The sequence below is a fragment of the Pseudomonas sp. NBRC 111132 genome, from assembly GCF_001320565.1.
GTDB lineage: Bacteria > Pseudomonadota > Gammaproteobacteria > Pseudomonadales > Pseudomonadaceae > Aquipseudomonas > Aquipseudomonas putida_P.
This window is the reverse complement of record NZ_BCBI01000064.1, coordinates 22,034-35,773: the sequence shown is the minus strand read 5'-3', so window position 1 is coordinate 35,773 and position 13,740 is coordinate 22,034. Positions and strand designations below refer to the sequence as shown.

Here is a 13,740-nt window from a genome sequence, read left to right as displayed (position 1 = left end):
GGACATCGGCGAAAAGCGCGTGCCCCAGGACGGGCGCTTCAAGGTCGCCGTGGGCGATCGGCAAATCGACTTTCGGGTGTCGATCATGCCCAGCATCTTCGGTGAGGACGCCGTACTGCGGGTGCTCGACAAGCAGGACTTGTCCGACCGGGTCAGCGGCGTGCAGTTGCAAGCCCTGGGCTTTGCCGACGAAACCCTGCGCGCCCTGCGCCGGCTGGCCGCCGAACCTTACGGCATGATCCTGGTGACCGGCCCCACCGGCAGCGGCAAGACCACCACCCTGTACGCCATGATCAGCGAGATCAACCACGGCGTGGACAAGATCATCACCATCGAAGACCCGGTCGAGTACCAACTGCCCGGCGTGCTGCAGATCCCGGTCAACGAGAAGAAGGGCCTGACCTTCGCCCGTGGCCTGCGCTCGATCCTGCGCCATGACCCGGACAAGATCCTGGTTGGCGAAATCCGCGACCCCGACACCGCCCAGATTGCCGTGCAGTCGGCGCTCACCGGCCACCTGGTGTTCACCACCATCCACGCCAACAACGTATTCGACGTGATCGGCCGCTTCAGCCAGATGCAGGTCGACCCCTACAGCTTCGTTTCCGCGCTCAATGCAGTGCTGGCCCAGCGCTTGATTCGCCTGGCCTGCCCGCACTGCGCCACGGCCTGCGAACACGATGACGACACCCTGTATGGCTCGGGCCTGACCCGCGAGGCCGTAGCCGGTTGGACCTTCGTGCGCGCCCAGGGCTGCGGCCAATGCCGGGGCAGTGGCTACCGCGGCCGCAGCGCCATTGCCGAACTGCTGCACCTGGACGACGACCTGCGGCAAATGATCGTGGAGCGCCGCCCCCTGGCGCAAATCAAGACGCTTGCCTGCCAGCGCGGCCTGCGCCTGCTGCGGGCCTCGGCCCTGGACCTGGTCCGCGATGGCCGTACCACCCTTGAGGAGATCAACCGTGTCACATTCATCTGATCGTTTCTGCGCTGTATTGGGCGCCGAGGGTGTCGGCCTGGGTCGCTGGCACAATAACCACCACCAATGGCTGGGTAGCCGTGAGTTCAGCTGCGATGCCGCCCAACCGGCCTGGGCAGCCGCCGTTGATGCGCTGGCCGCGCTGCTGGCCGAGCATGCCGTACGTGGCGCCCAGTTGCGGGTATTGCTGTCGGCCCGCTACAGTCGCTTCTGCCTGGTGCCCTGGAGCGATGCCATCGGCCACCCCCGCGAACTGGATGCCTATGCCCGGGCCTGCTTCGAAAACCTCTACGGGCAGCCCTTGGACGACTGGCGCATCGTGCTGTCGCCTGAGCCTGCCGGTGCTGCCCGCATCGCGACGGCGCTGCCCGAAGCCCTGCTGCAACGGCTTCAGGCGCTGGGCCGGGAAAGCCGCCTGAACCTGCGTTCGGTGCAGCCGTACCTGATGGCCGCCTACAACCGTTGCTCGCCGCAGCTGGAGCAAGGCGACTTCCTGTTCGTGCTGGCCGAACCGCGCCGCAGCGTGCTGCTGCTGGCTGCAGGTGGGGCCTGGCAGCAAGTGCTGGCGCAAGGTTGTGCCGACAGCGACCAGGCCCTGCAAGCGCTGATCGAGCGCACTTGCGAGCTGTACGGCGAGCACCTGCCACGGGTTTACCTGCATGCCCCAGGCCGGGGCGACGTGCCGCAACTGGCGGCGGTGCAGCTGTGCCAGCCGGCCAGCGAAGCCGACCCGCTGTGCGCCATGTGGCGGGCGGTGGCCTGACATGCGCCGCCTCGACCTGGAATTCCAGCCCCGGCGCACCAGCCCTTTGGCCTGGTCGCTGCTTGCTCTGGGCAGCGCCGTGGTCGTAGGCCTGGTGCTGCTGCAACACAGCTTGCAGGCCGAGCAGGTCGACCTGGAGGCCAGCGTGCACAGCCTTGAGCTGCAACTGGGCCGCCGTCCGGCCACCGTAGCGCCACAAAACAGCGCTGCCAGCCGCGAGCAAGCCGAGCGTCTGGCACAGATGCGCAGTGTGTCGCAGCAACTGCAACGCCCCTGGCAGCAGCTGTTCGCCATGCTCGAAGCCATGCCCCAGGACGATGTCGCGTTGCTTGGCCTGACCCCGGATGCACGCAAGGGCCAGGTGCGCATCGCCGCCGAGGCATGCAACCTCGAAGCGATGCTGCAGTACCACCAGCGCCTGGAAGCCAGTGACGAGCTAAGCGATGTATCGCTGCTCAACCACGAGGTGCTGGCCGCACAGCCTGAGCACCCCGTGCGCTTCACCCTCACCGCCACTTGGGAGACCGGCCATGCGCGCCCTTAAATCGCTGAACAGCCTGATCCTCCAGGAGCGCCTGCGCAGTGTCGGCCCGGTCGGCCTGGCGGCGGTGGCCGTAGGCCTGCTGGCCATTGGTGTGGCCTGTGCCGGGGTGCTGCCGCAATGGCAGAACGTGCGCGAACTGCGCGCCACCGAAGCTGACGCCAGCGTGCAGGTAGGGCGGGTCAAGCGGGGAGAGCTGAAGATTGCCGTCAAACCCGAACAGCAGGCCCTGGACACCCTGCGTCAGCAACTGCCGGGGCAGCCCCAGGCCAGCGAGCTGATCGAGCGCCTGTATCACCTGGCCAGCGCCGAGCACATCAGCCTGGCCCGTGGTGAGTACGCCCTGGGCATCGACCCCAAGACCCAGCTGGCGCGCTACCAGATCGTGCTGCCGGTGCGCGGCAGCTATCCGCAGATTCGCGGCTTCCTCAAGGGCCTGCTCAAGCAACTGCCGACCCTGGTGCTGGAAGACCTCGAGCTGCAACGCAAACGCATTGGCGACAGCGAGCTCAATGCCCGCCTGCGCATGACCCTTTACCTGTCGAGGTCGTGATGAACACTCAACGTGCAGTCATCTGGGCCGGTTTCCTCGGCGTGAGCGCAGCGCTGGCCTGGGCACCCGGCCATTGGTTCGGCCAAGAAGACGCGCTGGCCCCGGTCGCCGGCAAGCCAGCTCCCACAGAGACTGCGGGCAGCGCCGCTTCTGCGGGTGCGGTTTTGGCCGCGAAAGGGCCGGACCAGGCCTCCAGAGACCTGTTCCCCACCCAGCAGTGGACCAAGCCCAAAACCCTGGCCACCGTCACCGAGCAACCCGTGGTTGCCGCGCCAGCAGTAGTGCCAGCGCCAACCGCTCCGGCACTGCCATTCGAATTCATCGGCCGCATGGGTGACCGCGACGACCTGCAGATCTTCTTGCAGAGCGGCGAAAAACTCTACGTCGTGCGCCAAGGCGACGTGATCGAAGACACCTATCGCCTCGACCGCGTTTCAGCCAGCGAGCTGAGCCTGGTCTACCTGCCTTTGCACCAGTCGCAGACCTTGTCTGTAGGGAGCGCACCATGAAGTCGTCGAAGCTGTGCAAGCCTGCTCCGTTCCTGCTCGTAGCGCTGTGCGTGGCCATTGCCGGCTGCGGTACCAGCGCGGTACGCAAGGACAGCGACCAGTTGATGAAAGAGGGCCAGTACGAGGCCGGCATTGCCCGCCTGGAAGAAGCCCTGCGCGATGACCCACGCGACACCGAGCTGAACATCGCCCTGGCCCACAGCCGTCAGGCGGCAGTCGAGGCGCTGATCACCCAGGCCGACGCCGACCGTATCCGCCACGACTTCGCCAATGCCCGCATGGGCTATGGCCGAGTGCTGACCCTGGAGCCGAACAACCGCCGCGCCCAGGAAGGCATCCGCCAGCTGGAACTGATCCGCACCCTCGACGAGCGCGTGGCGCTTGGCCAAGCCGCGCTGCGCCAGGGCGACCTGTTCGGCGCCGAGCGCTACATGCGCGAAGTGCTGCGCCTGGACCCGCAGAACCAGAAGGGCATGACCCTGCGCAGCGACATCGAAAACGTCCAGGCGCGCACAGCACAGCCATACCCGCAGTTGCGCAGCAAGCTGGAGCGGCCGGTGACCCTGGAGTTTCGCGATGCCAACCTGAAGACCATCTTCGAGGTGCTGTCGCAGGTCGCCGGCATCAACTTCATTTTCGACAAGGACCTGCGCCCGGACATGAAAGCCACCATCTTCGTGCGTGAAGTGCGCATCGAAGACGCCGTGGCCCTGCTGCTGGAGCAGAACCAGTTGCGCCAGAAGATCGTCAACGACAACACCGTGATGGTCTACCCCGACTCGCCGCAGAAGACCAAGGACTACCAGGAACTGGTCATGCGCACGTTCTACCTGACCAGCATCGACGCCAACACCGCGCTGAACATGGTCAAGACCATGCTCAAGACCCGCGACGTGTTCGTCGACGAGCGCCTCAACACCTTGACCATGCGCGACACCCCGGATGCCGTGCGCATGGCCGAGAAGCTGCTGCAATCGCAGGACCAGTCCAACCCCGAGGTGGTGCTGGAAGTGGAGGTGATGGAAGTGGCCACCTCGCGCATCCTCGACCTCGGCCTGCAATGGCCCAACACCTTCGGCGTGCTGAGCAACGACGGCAAACCGGTCAGCGTGCTCGACCAGCTCAAGGGCATCGACTCCAGCCGCATCAGCATCTCGCCGGCGCCGCAGGCCAAGATCAACGCTTCGGACAAGGACATCAACACCCTGGCCAGCCCGGTGATCCGCGTCAGTAACCGCGAGCAGGCACGCATCCACATCGGCCAGCGGGTGCCGATCATCAGCGCCACCTCGGTGCCGTCCACCCAGGGCCCGGTGATCACCGAAAGCGTCACCTACCTGGACGTCGGTTTGAAGCTTGAAGTACAGCCCACCGTGCACTTGAACAACGAAGTGGCGATCAAGGTGGCGCTGGAAGTGAGCAACGCCACGCCGTTGGAAGCCACCCGCCAGGGCACCATTCCGGTCCAGGTCGACACCCGCAACGCGCAAACCAGCCTGCGCCTGCACGATGGCGAAACCCAGGTACTGGCCGGCCTGGTGCGCAATGACCACAACGCCAGCGGCAACAAAATCCCCGGGCTTGGCGACATCCCCGGCCTGGGCCGGCTGTTCGGCAGCAACAAGGACGACATGAGCAAGAGCGAGCTGGTGCTGGCGATCACCCCGCGCATCGTGCGCAACCTGCCGTACCAGAGCCCGTCGGACATGGAGTTCTCCACCGGCACCGAGTCGGCCATGCAGGTACGCCAGATGGCCCCGCTGCCACCGATGGACGTGCCCGGCAATGCGCCAACCACCGACGCACCGGTCGTGGACAGCCAAATGGCGGTCGCCCCGGTCAACGGGAGCCCACGGCCATGAAAACCCGGCGCCGTATGCACGGCTTCAGCCTGATCGAGGTGGTGCTGACCCTGGCACTGCTCGGGCTGCTGGCCAGCATGGCCGCGCCGCTGACCGAAACCGTGGTGCGCCGTGGCAAGGAGCAGCAATTGCGCGAGGCGCTGTACCAGATTCGCGATGCCATCGACGCCTACAAGCGGGCCTTCGACGCCGGCTACATCGAGAAACGCCTGGATGCCAGCGGCTACCCGCCGAACTTGCAGGTACTGGTGGATGGCGTGCGCGATGTGCGCAGTGCCAAGGGCGCCAAGTTCTACTTCCTGCGGCGCATCCCGCACGACCCGCTGGTGGCGGCCAAGGATGAAGACGAAGGCGGCTGGGGCTTGCGCGCCTACGACAGCAGCCCCGACAACCCGCGCGAAGGCGAAGACGTGTTCGACGTGTACTCCAGGGCTCGCGGCAAAGGCCTCAACAGCATCCCTTACGGGCAATGGTGACAGCCATGAAACGCAGCAAAGGCTTCACCCTGATCGAACTGCTGGTGGTCATGGCGATCATCGCCACGCTGATGACCATCGCCATGCCGCGCTATTTCAACAGCCTGGAAAGCTCCCGCGAGGCCACCCTGCGCCAGAGCCTGGCGGTGCTGCGCGAGTCATTGGACCACTACTACGGCGACACCGGCCATTACCCGGACTCGCTGGAGCAACTGGTGGAGCAACGCTACCTGCGCAACACCCCGGTCGACCCTATTACCGAACGCAGCGATGCCTGGCAGTTGGTGCCACCACCCGAAGGCGTGGCCGGCGGCGTGGCCGATATCAAGAGCGGTGCCACAGGGAGGGCGCGTGATGGCAGCCTCTTCGCTGAATGGTAAGGCCCAAAGCGGCTTCACCTACCTGGGCGTGCTGCTGCTGATTGCGGTCAGCAGCGTGGCCCTGGCCGCTACCGGCACGATCTGGGCCAGCGCCGCCCAGCGTGACCGCGAACGCCAACTGCTGTGGGTGGGCAGCCAGTACGCCCAGGCCTTGCGCAGCTACTATCGCGCCTCGCCGGGTTTGGCCCAGTACCCGCAGGACTTGGCCGACCTGTTGCAGGACAACCGTTTCCCCCAGGCCAGGCGGCACATTCGCAGGCTGTACCCCGACCCCATCACCAACAGCGACGAGTGGGGCCTGCTGCGCTCGATCGACGGCCGCATCACCGGCGTGCATAGCCGTTCGGACGCCACCCCATTCAAACGCAGTGGCTTCAGCGCCGAATGGACAGGCTTCGAGGGGTTGGAGCATTACAGCGACTGGCAGTTCGTCGCCGAGCAGGCCTTCAGCGAAAGTGCCGGCGGTGTGCAGACCCACAGCGGCCCGGGAGACACGCCATGAACAGCCTGGCAGCGCTGTGCCTGAGCCTGCTGTTGCTGGCCACCTCGGCCAAGGCCGGTAATGAAGACGAGATGCAAGGCTTTATCGTCGACAACACCATCTCGCACATCGGCCACGACTTTTATTACTACTTCGCCGACCGCCTGCGCGCCACCAGCCGCCTGGACTTCAACCTGGTGGTACGCGAACGCCCCGATGCCCGCTGGGGCAGCCTGGTGACGGTGGAATTCGAGCGTGAGGTGATGTACCGCCGCTTCCTGCCACCAAACACCACCGAACTGAAAGACGAGGCCGTTGCCGCCGCCGACCTGGTCAAGCAGCAAATCATTCAACGCAAGCTGCAACGCCTGCTGCAGGACACCACCGACTTGGAGAGGGACGAGCTATGAACCACCGCATTCCACGTTGCATCGCCGCCTGCCTGCTGGCCAGCGCGTTTGCTGCCCAGGCCACCGAGCTGGTGTACACCCCGGTCAACCCGGCGTTTGGCGGCAACCCATTGAACGGCACCTGGCTGCTGAACAACGCCCAGGCGCAGAACGACTACGACGACCCCGACCTCAAGGACCGTGCCTCGGCCTTTACCGGCACCACAGCCCTGGAGCGCTTCAGCAACCAGCTGGAGTCGCGGATGTTGTCGCAGTTGCTGGACAACATCAGCAACGGCAGCACCGGCAGCATGGCGACCGATGCGTTTCTCATCGACGTCATCGACGATTCCGGGGCGTTGAGCATCAAGGTCACCGATCGCGCCACAGGAGAAATTTCGATCATTGAGGTCAGCGGCCTGAACCCCTGAGAGGGAAGGGCTTTTATGTTGGGGAGAGAACACCATGAAACGTCTGCTGAGCACGCTGCTGATCCTCACCGCCCTTGGCCTGCAAACGGGTTGCAGCCTGCGCGAACCCATGTCGGCCGAACAGGACTCGGAAACCCCGACCCTGACCCCACGGGCCTCGACCTACTACGACCTGATCAACATGCCACGTCCCAAAGGCCGCCTGATGGCCGTGGTTTACGGCTTCCGCGATCAGACCGGGCAGTACAAGCCGACCCCGGCCAGCTCGTTTTCCACCAGCGTTACCCAGGGTGCGGCCAGCATGCTGATGGACGCCCTGAGCGCCAGCGGCTGGTTCGTGGTGCTGGAGCGCGAAGGCCTGCAGAACCTGCTGACCGAACGCAAGATCATCCGGGCTTCGCAGAAAAAGCCTGATGTGGCGGAAAACATCATGGGCGAGTTGCCACCGCTGCAGGCCGCCAACTTGATGCTGGAGGGCGGCATCATCGCCTACGACACCAACGTACGAAGCGGCGGGGAGGGGGCTCGTTACCTGGGGATAGACATCTCCCGCGAGTATCGGGTGGACCAGGTGACCGTGAACCTGCGTGCCGTTGACGTGCGCACCGGGCAGGTGTTGGCCAACGTGATGACCAGCAAGACCATCTACTCGGTTGGGCGCAGCGCCGGGGTGTTCAAGTTCATCGAGTTCAAGAAGCTGCTGGAGGCCGAGGTGGGCTACACCACCAACGAACCGGCGCAGCTGTGCGTGCTGTCGGCGATCGAAGCGGCGGTGGGGCATTTGCTGGCGCAGGGGATTGAACGGCGGTTGTGGCAGGTGGCTGGGGATGCGGGGGATGGCAAGGCGACGGTGGACAAGTATTTGAGCCAGAACCAGCAGCCGTGATCTTGAGGGCCTCTTCGCGGGCACGCCCGCTCCCACAGGTACTGCGTAGCCTTTGAGATCACGCGGTCCCTGTGGGAGCGGGCGTGCCCGCGAAGAGGCCGGTGCAGTTGACAGAAGTGTTACGACAAATGCCCTCCGCTTGAAACCCTTCCCTGACCTCGGTAGTCTTTGCCCGCTGCTGTCAATCCAGCAGTCGGGTTTGGTCACCCGCAATCATCAAGGCGCACAAGCGCCCGCTCTGCGATACAGTTGGCGCTTTTTTGTGCCCGGCTGTTTCGTTTTATGGCGGCTGTGCGTGGGGCGCCTCCGTGCGCGCCGGTTTCCTTGATTCCCGGTTGACCAACCCGCGTACAGTCGCCACCCATTCGTTTGGTCACGTTGTGTGGCGGCTCCAGTGAATCAAGGAGCGACACAATGACAAAAGGCTTACCTGATCCTCCCGTACGCGCCACCACGGCGTCCTCCAGTTCTTCGACCTGTGAATGCAGCCATCCGCCGTTGTTTGCCGTGCGTGCGGGGGTGGACTACGAAGATGCGCTGGTGCATCTGTCCACGCTGCTCAAGGGGGCGTTTGCGACCAACCTCAAGGCGTTGGAGTTGGCCAAGGGGACTTGTCGTGATCTGTTGTTGAGCAATGACCATGGGCTGGATTCGGCCAAGGCGGTGGTGGAGGCTTTGCTCGATGGGGTTGAAAGGCAGCAGCTGGACGAGCGGGGGAAGGCGGAGCTGGTGCGGGGTGTTTGAGGGCTGGCTCGGGGGTTGTGTTTGGGCCTCCAAGTGCACGCCGATGAAGGTTTGTCGCCTGTGAGATCGAGCGCCGCCCGCGCGGCGCTCGATTTCCGCCCCACCCGAAAACCCAAGCCATACCCCCCAGTCACACTCAGCCATTTCTCCCGCACACTCCGGAAAACTCTCAAGCTCTTAGCCCGCCACCTTGCACGGCACTAGGCCATTGCGAACTGATATTTTTGATAGTTGCGCTTGTATTGAAACTGAGCAATTGTTTCGTAAGGGTTGGTTAAAACGGAGCAGACGATGTCTCGATATTTTTATAGCGGGTGGCGATTAACTACCAAGGTGAGTGCGGATAACACTTGCAGTGTGTTTGCTGGCGCTGACGTTGTGATAGGTGAGGTTTCTGAACAAACGCGGTGGCTGCTGGCTGTAGATCGACAAAATTCAATATTCAAGGTGCAGCACAGTCGAAGCTATAGCCCTTATGGCTTTGATCAGGCTGCATTGACAGCGTCTCTCCTTGCTTACAAGGGGGAACATCGGGATGTCACGTCTGGATGCGATTTGCTTGGCAATGGGGTACGTGCCTATAGCCCGGTACTGATGCGATTCTGTTCACCTGACGTGATAAGCCCATTTGGCGCGGGTGGGATCAATGCGTACGTATATTGCGAAGCAGATCCTATCAATTATCTGGACACTGACGGGCGGATGAAAGTGCCAGTCATACCTTCCCCTTGGGCATCTAAACAACCTTACGGTATAAGCCAGCGGTCGCGCGCTATTCAGCGTGTATCACCGCCATCACCGCTATCCGCTATGTCGAAGATGGTTGAAGCGCTACCAGAAAATGGCTATCTTCCGCTTCCGCGAGTACATCCAGAGGGGGCGTCGTCGCAGCCCCGGCGCTCTTATTCGAGTTTGCATGCAGTACCCAAGGAGTTTTGGGAGAAGGCAGGTGAATTATACAAAAATCCCAATGCTGTGGCGAGCGTATGGGTTAACGACGCGCGAACCAAAGGCTTGATCAACACCGAATTGATTCTAGATCAACTGCTGATTAGTGCGATCAGCTACAAGATTGAGACTCGTGGCGCTAGATTAACAGGGTGGGGCGAGCGCGATGCTCTAAGTGAACTAGGATTTAAAAGTCGTGCCATCGCACAAAGTTCTCTCTCGCATAGAATTAATACAGTGGTGCGCTCCCGTTTTTCAATTGCTGCCTCCGCCAGTAGTGGGAGCGTTGCCAGTCGGATACGTCGGTCTGGAAATTAGACCTCTTCCAACAGTGGGTGAGTCTGGCTTGACCGGGGCTTCACTGGCATCAGGCTCGGTGTGAGCCTCTGTGGGCGCTGCGGTGCGGTGATCCTATTTGCCCGAGTAGAAAAGCCGGAGCAGGTGGCACGATCATTTGGGAGAAGTGTTACAGTGCTTACCGTTTGGTAGCGATCTGTGGCGGCTCCAGTGCGTTGCTGGATGGGGTTGAAAGGCAGCAGCTGGACGAGCGGGGGAAGGCGGAGCTGGTGCGGGGTGTTTGATGACTGGTTCGGGGGTTGTGTTTGGGCCTCCAAGTGCACGCCGATGAAGGTTTGTCGCCTGTGAGATCGAGCGCCGCCCCACCCGAAAACCCAAGCCATACACCCCCAGCCATCCCCCAACCCATCAACCAGATGACGCCCAGCCATTTCTCCCGCACACTGCGGAAAATTCCCAAGCCCGTACCCCGCCATCTTGCAGGGCACAGCCGGAGTAGAAAATGGCGCGACAACTAATAACAAACGCCCAAGACCCGCTGCACGAATCCCGCCAGGCCCGTCTGAAGCTGGCCAGCGAAGGCGAGCTGCCGCTGGGCATGCTGCGCGACGAGATCGACGCGTCCTGGCGCCGCAGCCTGGGCCATGGCCTGGATTGCCTGCAGGGCGAACAGGTCGGCCTGGGCCTGGAACAAGGCCATGACCTGCGCATGCTGCTGGAGCGCAACCGCCTGCTGGTCGACGCCGTCACCCCCGAATTGGACTACCTGGTCGCACGCCAGGGCAAGGCCGGTATCGTCATTCTCGGCGACGCCCAGGCCAACGTCCTGGCCATCGAAGGCCAGACGCACGTGCTCAGCCGCGAGGGCCTGCGCGACCTGCACCCCGGCAGCTGCTGGAGCGAGTCGCTGCGCGGCACCAATGCCATCGGCACCGCCGTGGTCGAAGGCCGGCCGACGCTGATCAACTGCGGTGAACATTACCTGGACCGCCTCAGCCCGTTCTCCTGCACCTCCGTGCCGCTGCGCGACCCGCGTGGCGAGGTGATCGGGGTGCTCGACATCACCCGCGAAGGCGTAATGGCGCAGCCGCAAGACAGCCTGTCGACGCTGATGCTGGCGGCCGGCAACATCGAAAGCCGCTTGTTCGGCCTGTGCCATCCAGAGCAGTTGGTGCTGGCCTTCCACAGTCGCCCGCAGTATCTCAACAGTGCCTGGCACGGCCTGCTGGCGCTGAGCCTGGACGGTGAAGTGCTGGCCGCCAACGACAGTGCTTGCCAGTTATTGCAGGTGCCGCGCCATGAGCTGATTGGCAGGCGCAGCACCGACCTGCTCGGCGAGCGTTCACCTGCATTTATCGCACGCCTGTGGCAGGGCGGGGTGAGCAGTGTGCAGACGGCCAAGGGCGAGTTCTACTTCCGCGCCCTGCAACTGCCACGCCATGGCCGGGTCAATGGCAGCACGCCAGCCGGCAAGCCGGCGCTGAGCAAGCAGTCGCCCGCGTTCGACGCCCTGGCCGGTGGTGATCCACGCCTGGCGCGCAACCTGCGCATGGCCCGCCAAGGGCTGGGCAATGGCCTGCCGGTGTTGCTACTGGGCGAGACCGGTACCGGTAAAGAAGTGGTCGCCCGGGCCTTGCACCAGGCCAGCCCGCGTGCCGACAAACCGTTCGTGGCCGTCAACTGCGCGGCCATTCCCGAGGGGCTGATCGAGTCGGAGCTGTTCGGCTACCGCGAGGGCGCCTTCACAGGTTCCCGCCGCGGCGGGATGGTCGGGCGGTTGATGCAGGCCCATGGTGGCACGCTGTTCCTCGACGAAATCGGCGACATGCCGCTGGCCTTGCAGGCGCGCCTGCTGCGAGTACTGCAAGAGCGCCGTGTAGCGCCGCTGGGGGCCGGCGACGAGCAGGACATCGACGTGGCGCTGATCTGCGCCACTCACCGCGACCTGAAACGCCTGGTACAAGAGCAGCACTTCCGCGAAGACCTGTACTACCGGGTCAACGGCGTGTCGCTGCGCCTGCCGGCACTGCGCGAGCGTGACGACCTGGCCGCGATCATTCAGGGCCTGCTGGACAAGTCCGATGCCCGTGGCGTCACGCTGGAGCCGGCGTTGGCGGCATTGCTCGAAGGCTTCGACTGGCCGGGTAACATCCGCCAGCTGGAAATGGTGGTGCGCACGGCACTGGCCATGCGCGAGGACGGCGAGCAGGTGCTGACGCTGGACCACCTCACCGACTGCCTGCTGGACGAACTGGCCAGCGGCTCGGCGCCCTCCGGTAGCCTCAAGGACAACGAGCTGGAGCTGATCCGTGGCGCCCTTGCGCGCCACCAGGGCAACGTGTCGGCCGCCGCCGAAGCACTGGGCATCAGCCGGGCGACGCTGTACCGCAAGCTCAAGCAGTTGCGCGGCTGACGTGAGTTAGCGTGATGATCGTGAACTGTCATTTTTGCTAGTGGCTTGCCTCCAAGAAAAGAGGATAATTGAAGGATGTTCTGAATAGTGAAGAACCCAACGATGTTCGTTTTCCGGAAAACTAGGCTAGGGGCAGCCATTAGTTTTAGCATCCAGTCTCTCCGGCCAAGTATCTGCATAGTGATGAAAGGTGGGTTATGAGACATGTCGGGCGTAAACCGATTGGGCTGAAAAATCTTATGCGGAGCGCTGATTTTTTTGGCGCAGAGACACAAGTCAGAGCTTATAGTCCTTATGGTTATCTTTATCGTTTTATTGAGCTCTACTCGCCAAGTCGGATCGGATTCAACGGTGAGCGATGGGAGTTCATGGCTAAAGTTTATTTTTTAGGAAATGGATATCGATGTTATTCACCTGCTCTGATGCGATTTAATAGTCCGGATAATATGAGTCCCTTTGCTGGTGGAGGTGTTAATGCATATGCCTATTGCCTCGGAGATCCAGTCAATTTAAAGGATCCTAGTGGGCATTTGCCAAGTGTCAGCTTGCGAGATCGACTTATAAAGACTTTTCCTATCTTCGCTGATATAAGGCCAAAAGCAAGCATTCCAAAAGCCATGCAGAGCTCCCAGTCCATGCCTTCGCTAATTGATCGGCCTTTGCAGAGTGACCCACCAAGCGGTTGGAAGGTGATCGGTTATCATGGCGGACTTTCTATTTATAAAGACTCTTTGACATCTGGTATTAATCCGAGGTTGCTAGGTACGCTTCGCCCTCAAGATTTTGGTGAGGGTTTCTATATGGCGCCGAGCGCAAACAGTGCCGCTCGTTATGCATGGAATGCGGGGAATAGTATTCAGAGTCAGCCGCAACTGTATGAGGTATATGCTCCGAGCTTCGATCATTTAAGGTCGGGGAGGGATTATATGTTAACTATGGCTGCGAGGAATAACGGAGGTTATAGTCTCGATCTCCTGGAGGTTGTTATCAGGCCTCCGGCATATTCAAAAATTGAGATTCGTGTGGCGCGGTTGCGAGATAACGTAAAGCTTCCAAGATCCCATGAGGCTCCATTCTGAAGCGTGCAG

The 13,740-nt window shown here is 62.5% G+C and carries 16 protein-coding genes; all 16 read left to right on the top strand.

Going from position 1 to position 13,740, the window contains the following annotated elements:
• Positions 1-979: GspE/PulE family protein (locus tag APH35_RS23890; protein WP_177335389.1), on the top strand; the 979-nt coding region annotated here is incomplete at its 5' end.
• Positions 963-1,742: a hypothetical protein gene (locus APH35_RS23885; RefSeq protein ID WP_012272097.1), complete on the top strand. Its 780-nt coding sequence runs from the start codon at positions 963-965 to the stop codon at positions 1,740-1,742. The genes APH35_RS23890 and APH35_RS23885, both read left to right, overlap by 17 nt.
• A 1-nt stretch (position 1,743) precedes the next feature.
• Positions 1,744-2,286 carry a hypothetical protein gene (locus tag APH35_RS23880; RefSeq protein WP_060515642.1) on the top strand — a complete coding sequence of 181 codons (543 nt, stop codon included), beginning with the start codon at positions 1,744-1,746 and terminating at the stop codon, positions 2,284-2,286.
• A complete protein-coding gene (pilO, locus tag APH35_RS23875; protein ID WP_060515641.1) occupies positions 2,273-2,836 on the top strand; it encodes a type 4a pilus biogenesis protein PilO in 564 nt (187 codons plus the stop codon). The genes APH35_RS23880 and pilO overlap by 14 nt, the downstream gene beginning before the upstream one ends.
• Positions 2,836-3,345: a hypothetical protein gene (locus APH35_RS23870; protein WP_060494023.1), complete on the top strand. Its 510-nt coding sequence runs from the start codon at positions 2,836-2,838 to the stop codon at positions 3,343-3,345. Before pilO ends, APH35_RS23870 begins: the two co-directional genes overlap by 1 nt.
• Entirely contained in the window at positions 3,342-5,207 is a 1,866-nt protein-coding gene (locus APH35_RS23865) for a secretin N-terminal domain-containing protein (RefSeq protein ID WP_012272101.1), read from the top strand. Before APH35_RS23870 ends, APH35_RS23865 begins: the two co-directional genes overlap by 4 nt.
• Positions 5,204-5,683, top strand: a complete 480-nt coding sequence (locus tag APH35_RS23860; protein ID WP_012272102.1) for a type II secretion system protein — start codon at positions 5,204-5,206, stop codon at positions 5,681-5,683. The genes APH35_RS23865 and APH35_RS23860 overlap by 4 nt, the downstream gene beginning before the upstream one ends.
• A gap of 5 nt (positions 5,684-5,688) precedes the next feature.
• A complete protein-coding gene (locus APH35_RS23855; protein WP_012272103.1) occupies positions 5,689-6,063 on the top strand; it encodes a type II secretion system protein in 375 nt (124 codons plus the stop codon).
• The gene (locus tag APH35_RS23850) at positions 6,038-6,565 is read left to right on the top strand and encodes a type II secretion system protein (protein ID WP_012272104.1); all 528 of its coding nucleotides are present in this window, start codon (positions 6,038-6,040) and stop codon (positions 6,563-6,565) included. The genes APH35_RS23855 and APH35_RS23850 overlap by 26 nt, the downstream gene beginning before the upstream one ends.
• Positions 6,562-6,954, top strand: a complete 393-nt coding sequence (gene csgE / locus APH35_RS23845) for a curli production assembly/transport protein CsgE (protein WP_012272105.1) — start codon at positions 6,562-6,564, stop codon at positions 6,952-6,954. Before APH35_RS23850 ends, csgE begins: the two co-directional genes overlap by 4 nt.
• Complete coding sequence (locus APH35_RS23840; RefSeq protein WP_012272106.1) at positions 6,951-7,364, top strand: curli assembly protein CsgF; 414 nt, start codon at positions 6,951-6,953, stop codon at positions 7,362-7,364. Before csgE ends, APH35_RS23840 begins: the two co-directional genes overlap by 4 nt.
• A gap of 34 nt (positions 7,365-7,398) precedes the next feature.
• Positions 7,399-8,250 carry a CsgG/HfaB family protein gene (locus APH35_RS23835; protein ID WP_060494021.1) on the top strand — a complete coding sequence of 284 codons (852 nt, stop codon included), beginning with the start codon at positions 7,399-7,401 and terminating at the stop codon, positions 8,248-8,250.
• A gap of 498 nt (positions 8,251-8,748) precedes the next feature.
• Positions 8,749-8,994: a hypothetical protein gene (locus APH35_RS23830; protein WP_060494034.1), complete on the top strand. Its 246-nt coding sequence runs from the start codon at positions 8,749-8,751 to the stop codon at positions 8,992-8,994.
• 291 nt (positions 8,995-9,285) lie between these two features.
• Positions 9,286-10,260, top strand: coding sequence for an RHS repeat-associated core domain-containing protein (locus tag APH35_RS28615; RefSeq protein ID WP_082425854.1), 975 nt, complete (start codon positions 9,286-9,288; stop codon positions 10,258-10,260).
• Positions 10,261-10,741: 481 nt separating this feature from the next.
• Positions 10,742-12,652, top strand: coding sequence for a sigma-54-dependent Fis family transcriptional regulator (locus APH35_RS23825; protein WP_060515640.1), 1,911 nt, complete (start codon positions 10,742-10,744; stop codon positions 12,650-12,652).
• 197 nt (positions 12,653-12,849) lie between these two features.
• Positions 12,850-13,731: an RHS repeat-associated core domain-containing protein gene (locus APH35_RS28610; protein ID WP_082425853.1), complete on the top strand. Its 882-nt coding sequence runs from the start codon at positions 12,850-12,852 to the stop codon at positions 13,729-13,731.
• Positions 13,732-13,740 lie beyond the last annotated feature (9 nt).

Excerpts from the sequence above, each read along its gene's own strand:
- APH35_RS23880 (WP_060515642.1), top strand. The coding sequence starts at position 1,744 with ATGCGCCGCCTCGACCTGGAATTCCAGCCCCGGCGCACCAGCCCTTTG.
- pilO (WP_060515641.1), top strand. The coding sequence starts at position 2,273 with ATGCGCGCCCTTAAATCGCTGAACAGCCTGATCCTCCAGGAGCGCCTG.
- APH35_RS23870 (WP_060494023.1), top strand. The coding sequence starts at position 2,836 with ATGAACACTCAACGTGCAGTCATCTGGGCCGGTTTCCTCGGCGTGAGC.
- APH35_RS23865 (WP_012272101.1), top strand. The coding sequence starts at position 3,342 with ATGAAGTCGTCGAAGCTGTGCAAGCCTGCTCCGTTCCTGCTCGTAGCG.
- APH35_RS23860 (WP_012272102.1), top strand. The coding sequence starts at position 5,204 with ATGAAAACCCGGCGCCGTATGCACGGCTTCAGCCTGATCGAGGTGGTG.
- APH35_RS23855 (WP_012272103.1), top strand. The coding sequence starts at position 5,689 with ATGAAACGCAGCAAAGGCTTCACCCTGATCGAACTGCTGGTGGTCATG.
- APH35_RS23850 (WP_012272104.1), top strand. The coding sequence starts at position 6,038 with ATGGCAGCCTCTTCGCTGAATGGTAAGGCCCAAAGCGGCTTCACCTAC.
- csgE (WP_012272105.1), top strand. The coding sequence starts at position 6,562 with ATGAACAGCCTGGCAGCGCTGTGCCTGAGCCTGCTGTTGCTGGCCACC.
- APH35_RS23840 (WP_012272106.1), top strand. The coding sequence starts at position 6,951 with ATGAACCACCGCATTCCACGTTGCATCGCCGCCTGCCTGCTGGCCAGC.
- APH35_RS23835 (WP_060494021.1), top strand. The coding sequence starts at position 7,399 with ATGAAACGTCTGCTGAGCACGCTGCTGATCCTCACCGCCCTTGGCCTG.
- APH35_RS28615 (WP_082425854.1), top strand. The coding sequence starts at position 9,286 with ATGTCTCGATATTTTTATAGCGGGTGGCGATTAACTACCAAGGTGAGT.
- APH35_RS23825 (WP_060515640.1), top strand. The coding sequence starts at position 10,742 with ATGGCGCGACAACTAATAACAAACGCCCAAGACCCGCTGCACGAATCC.
- APH35_RS28610 (WP_082425853.1), top strand. The coding sequence starts at position 12,850 with ATGAGACATGTCGGGCGTAAACCGATTGGGCTGAAAAATCTTATGCGG.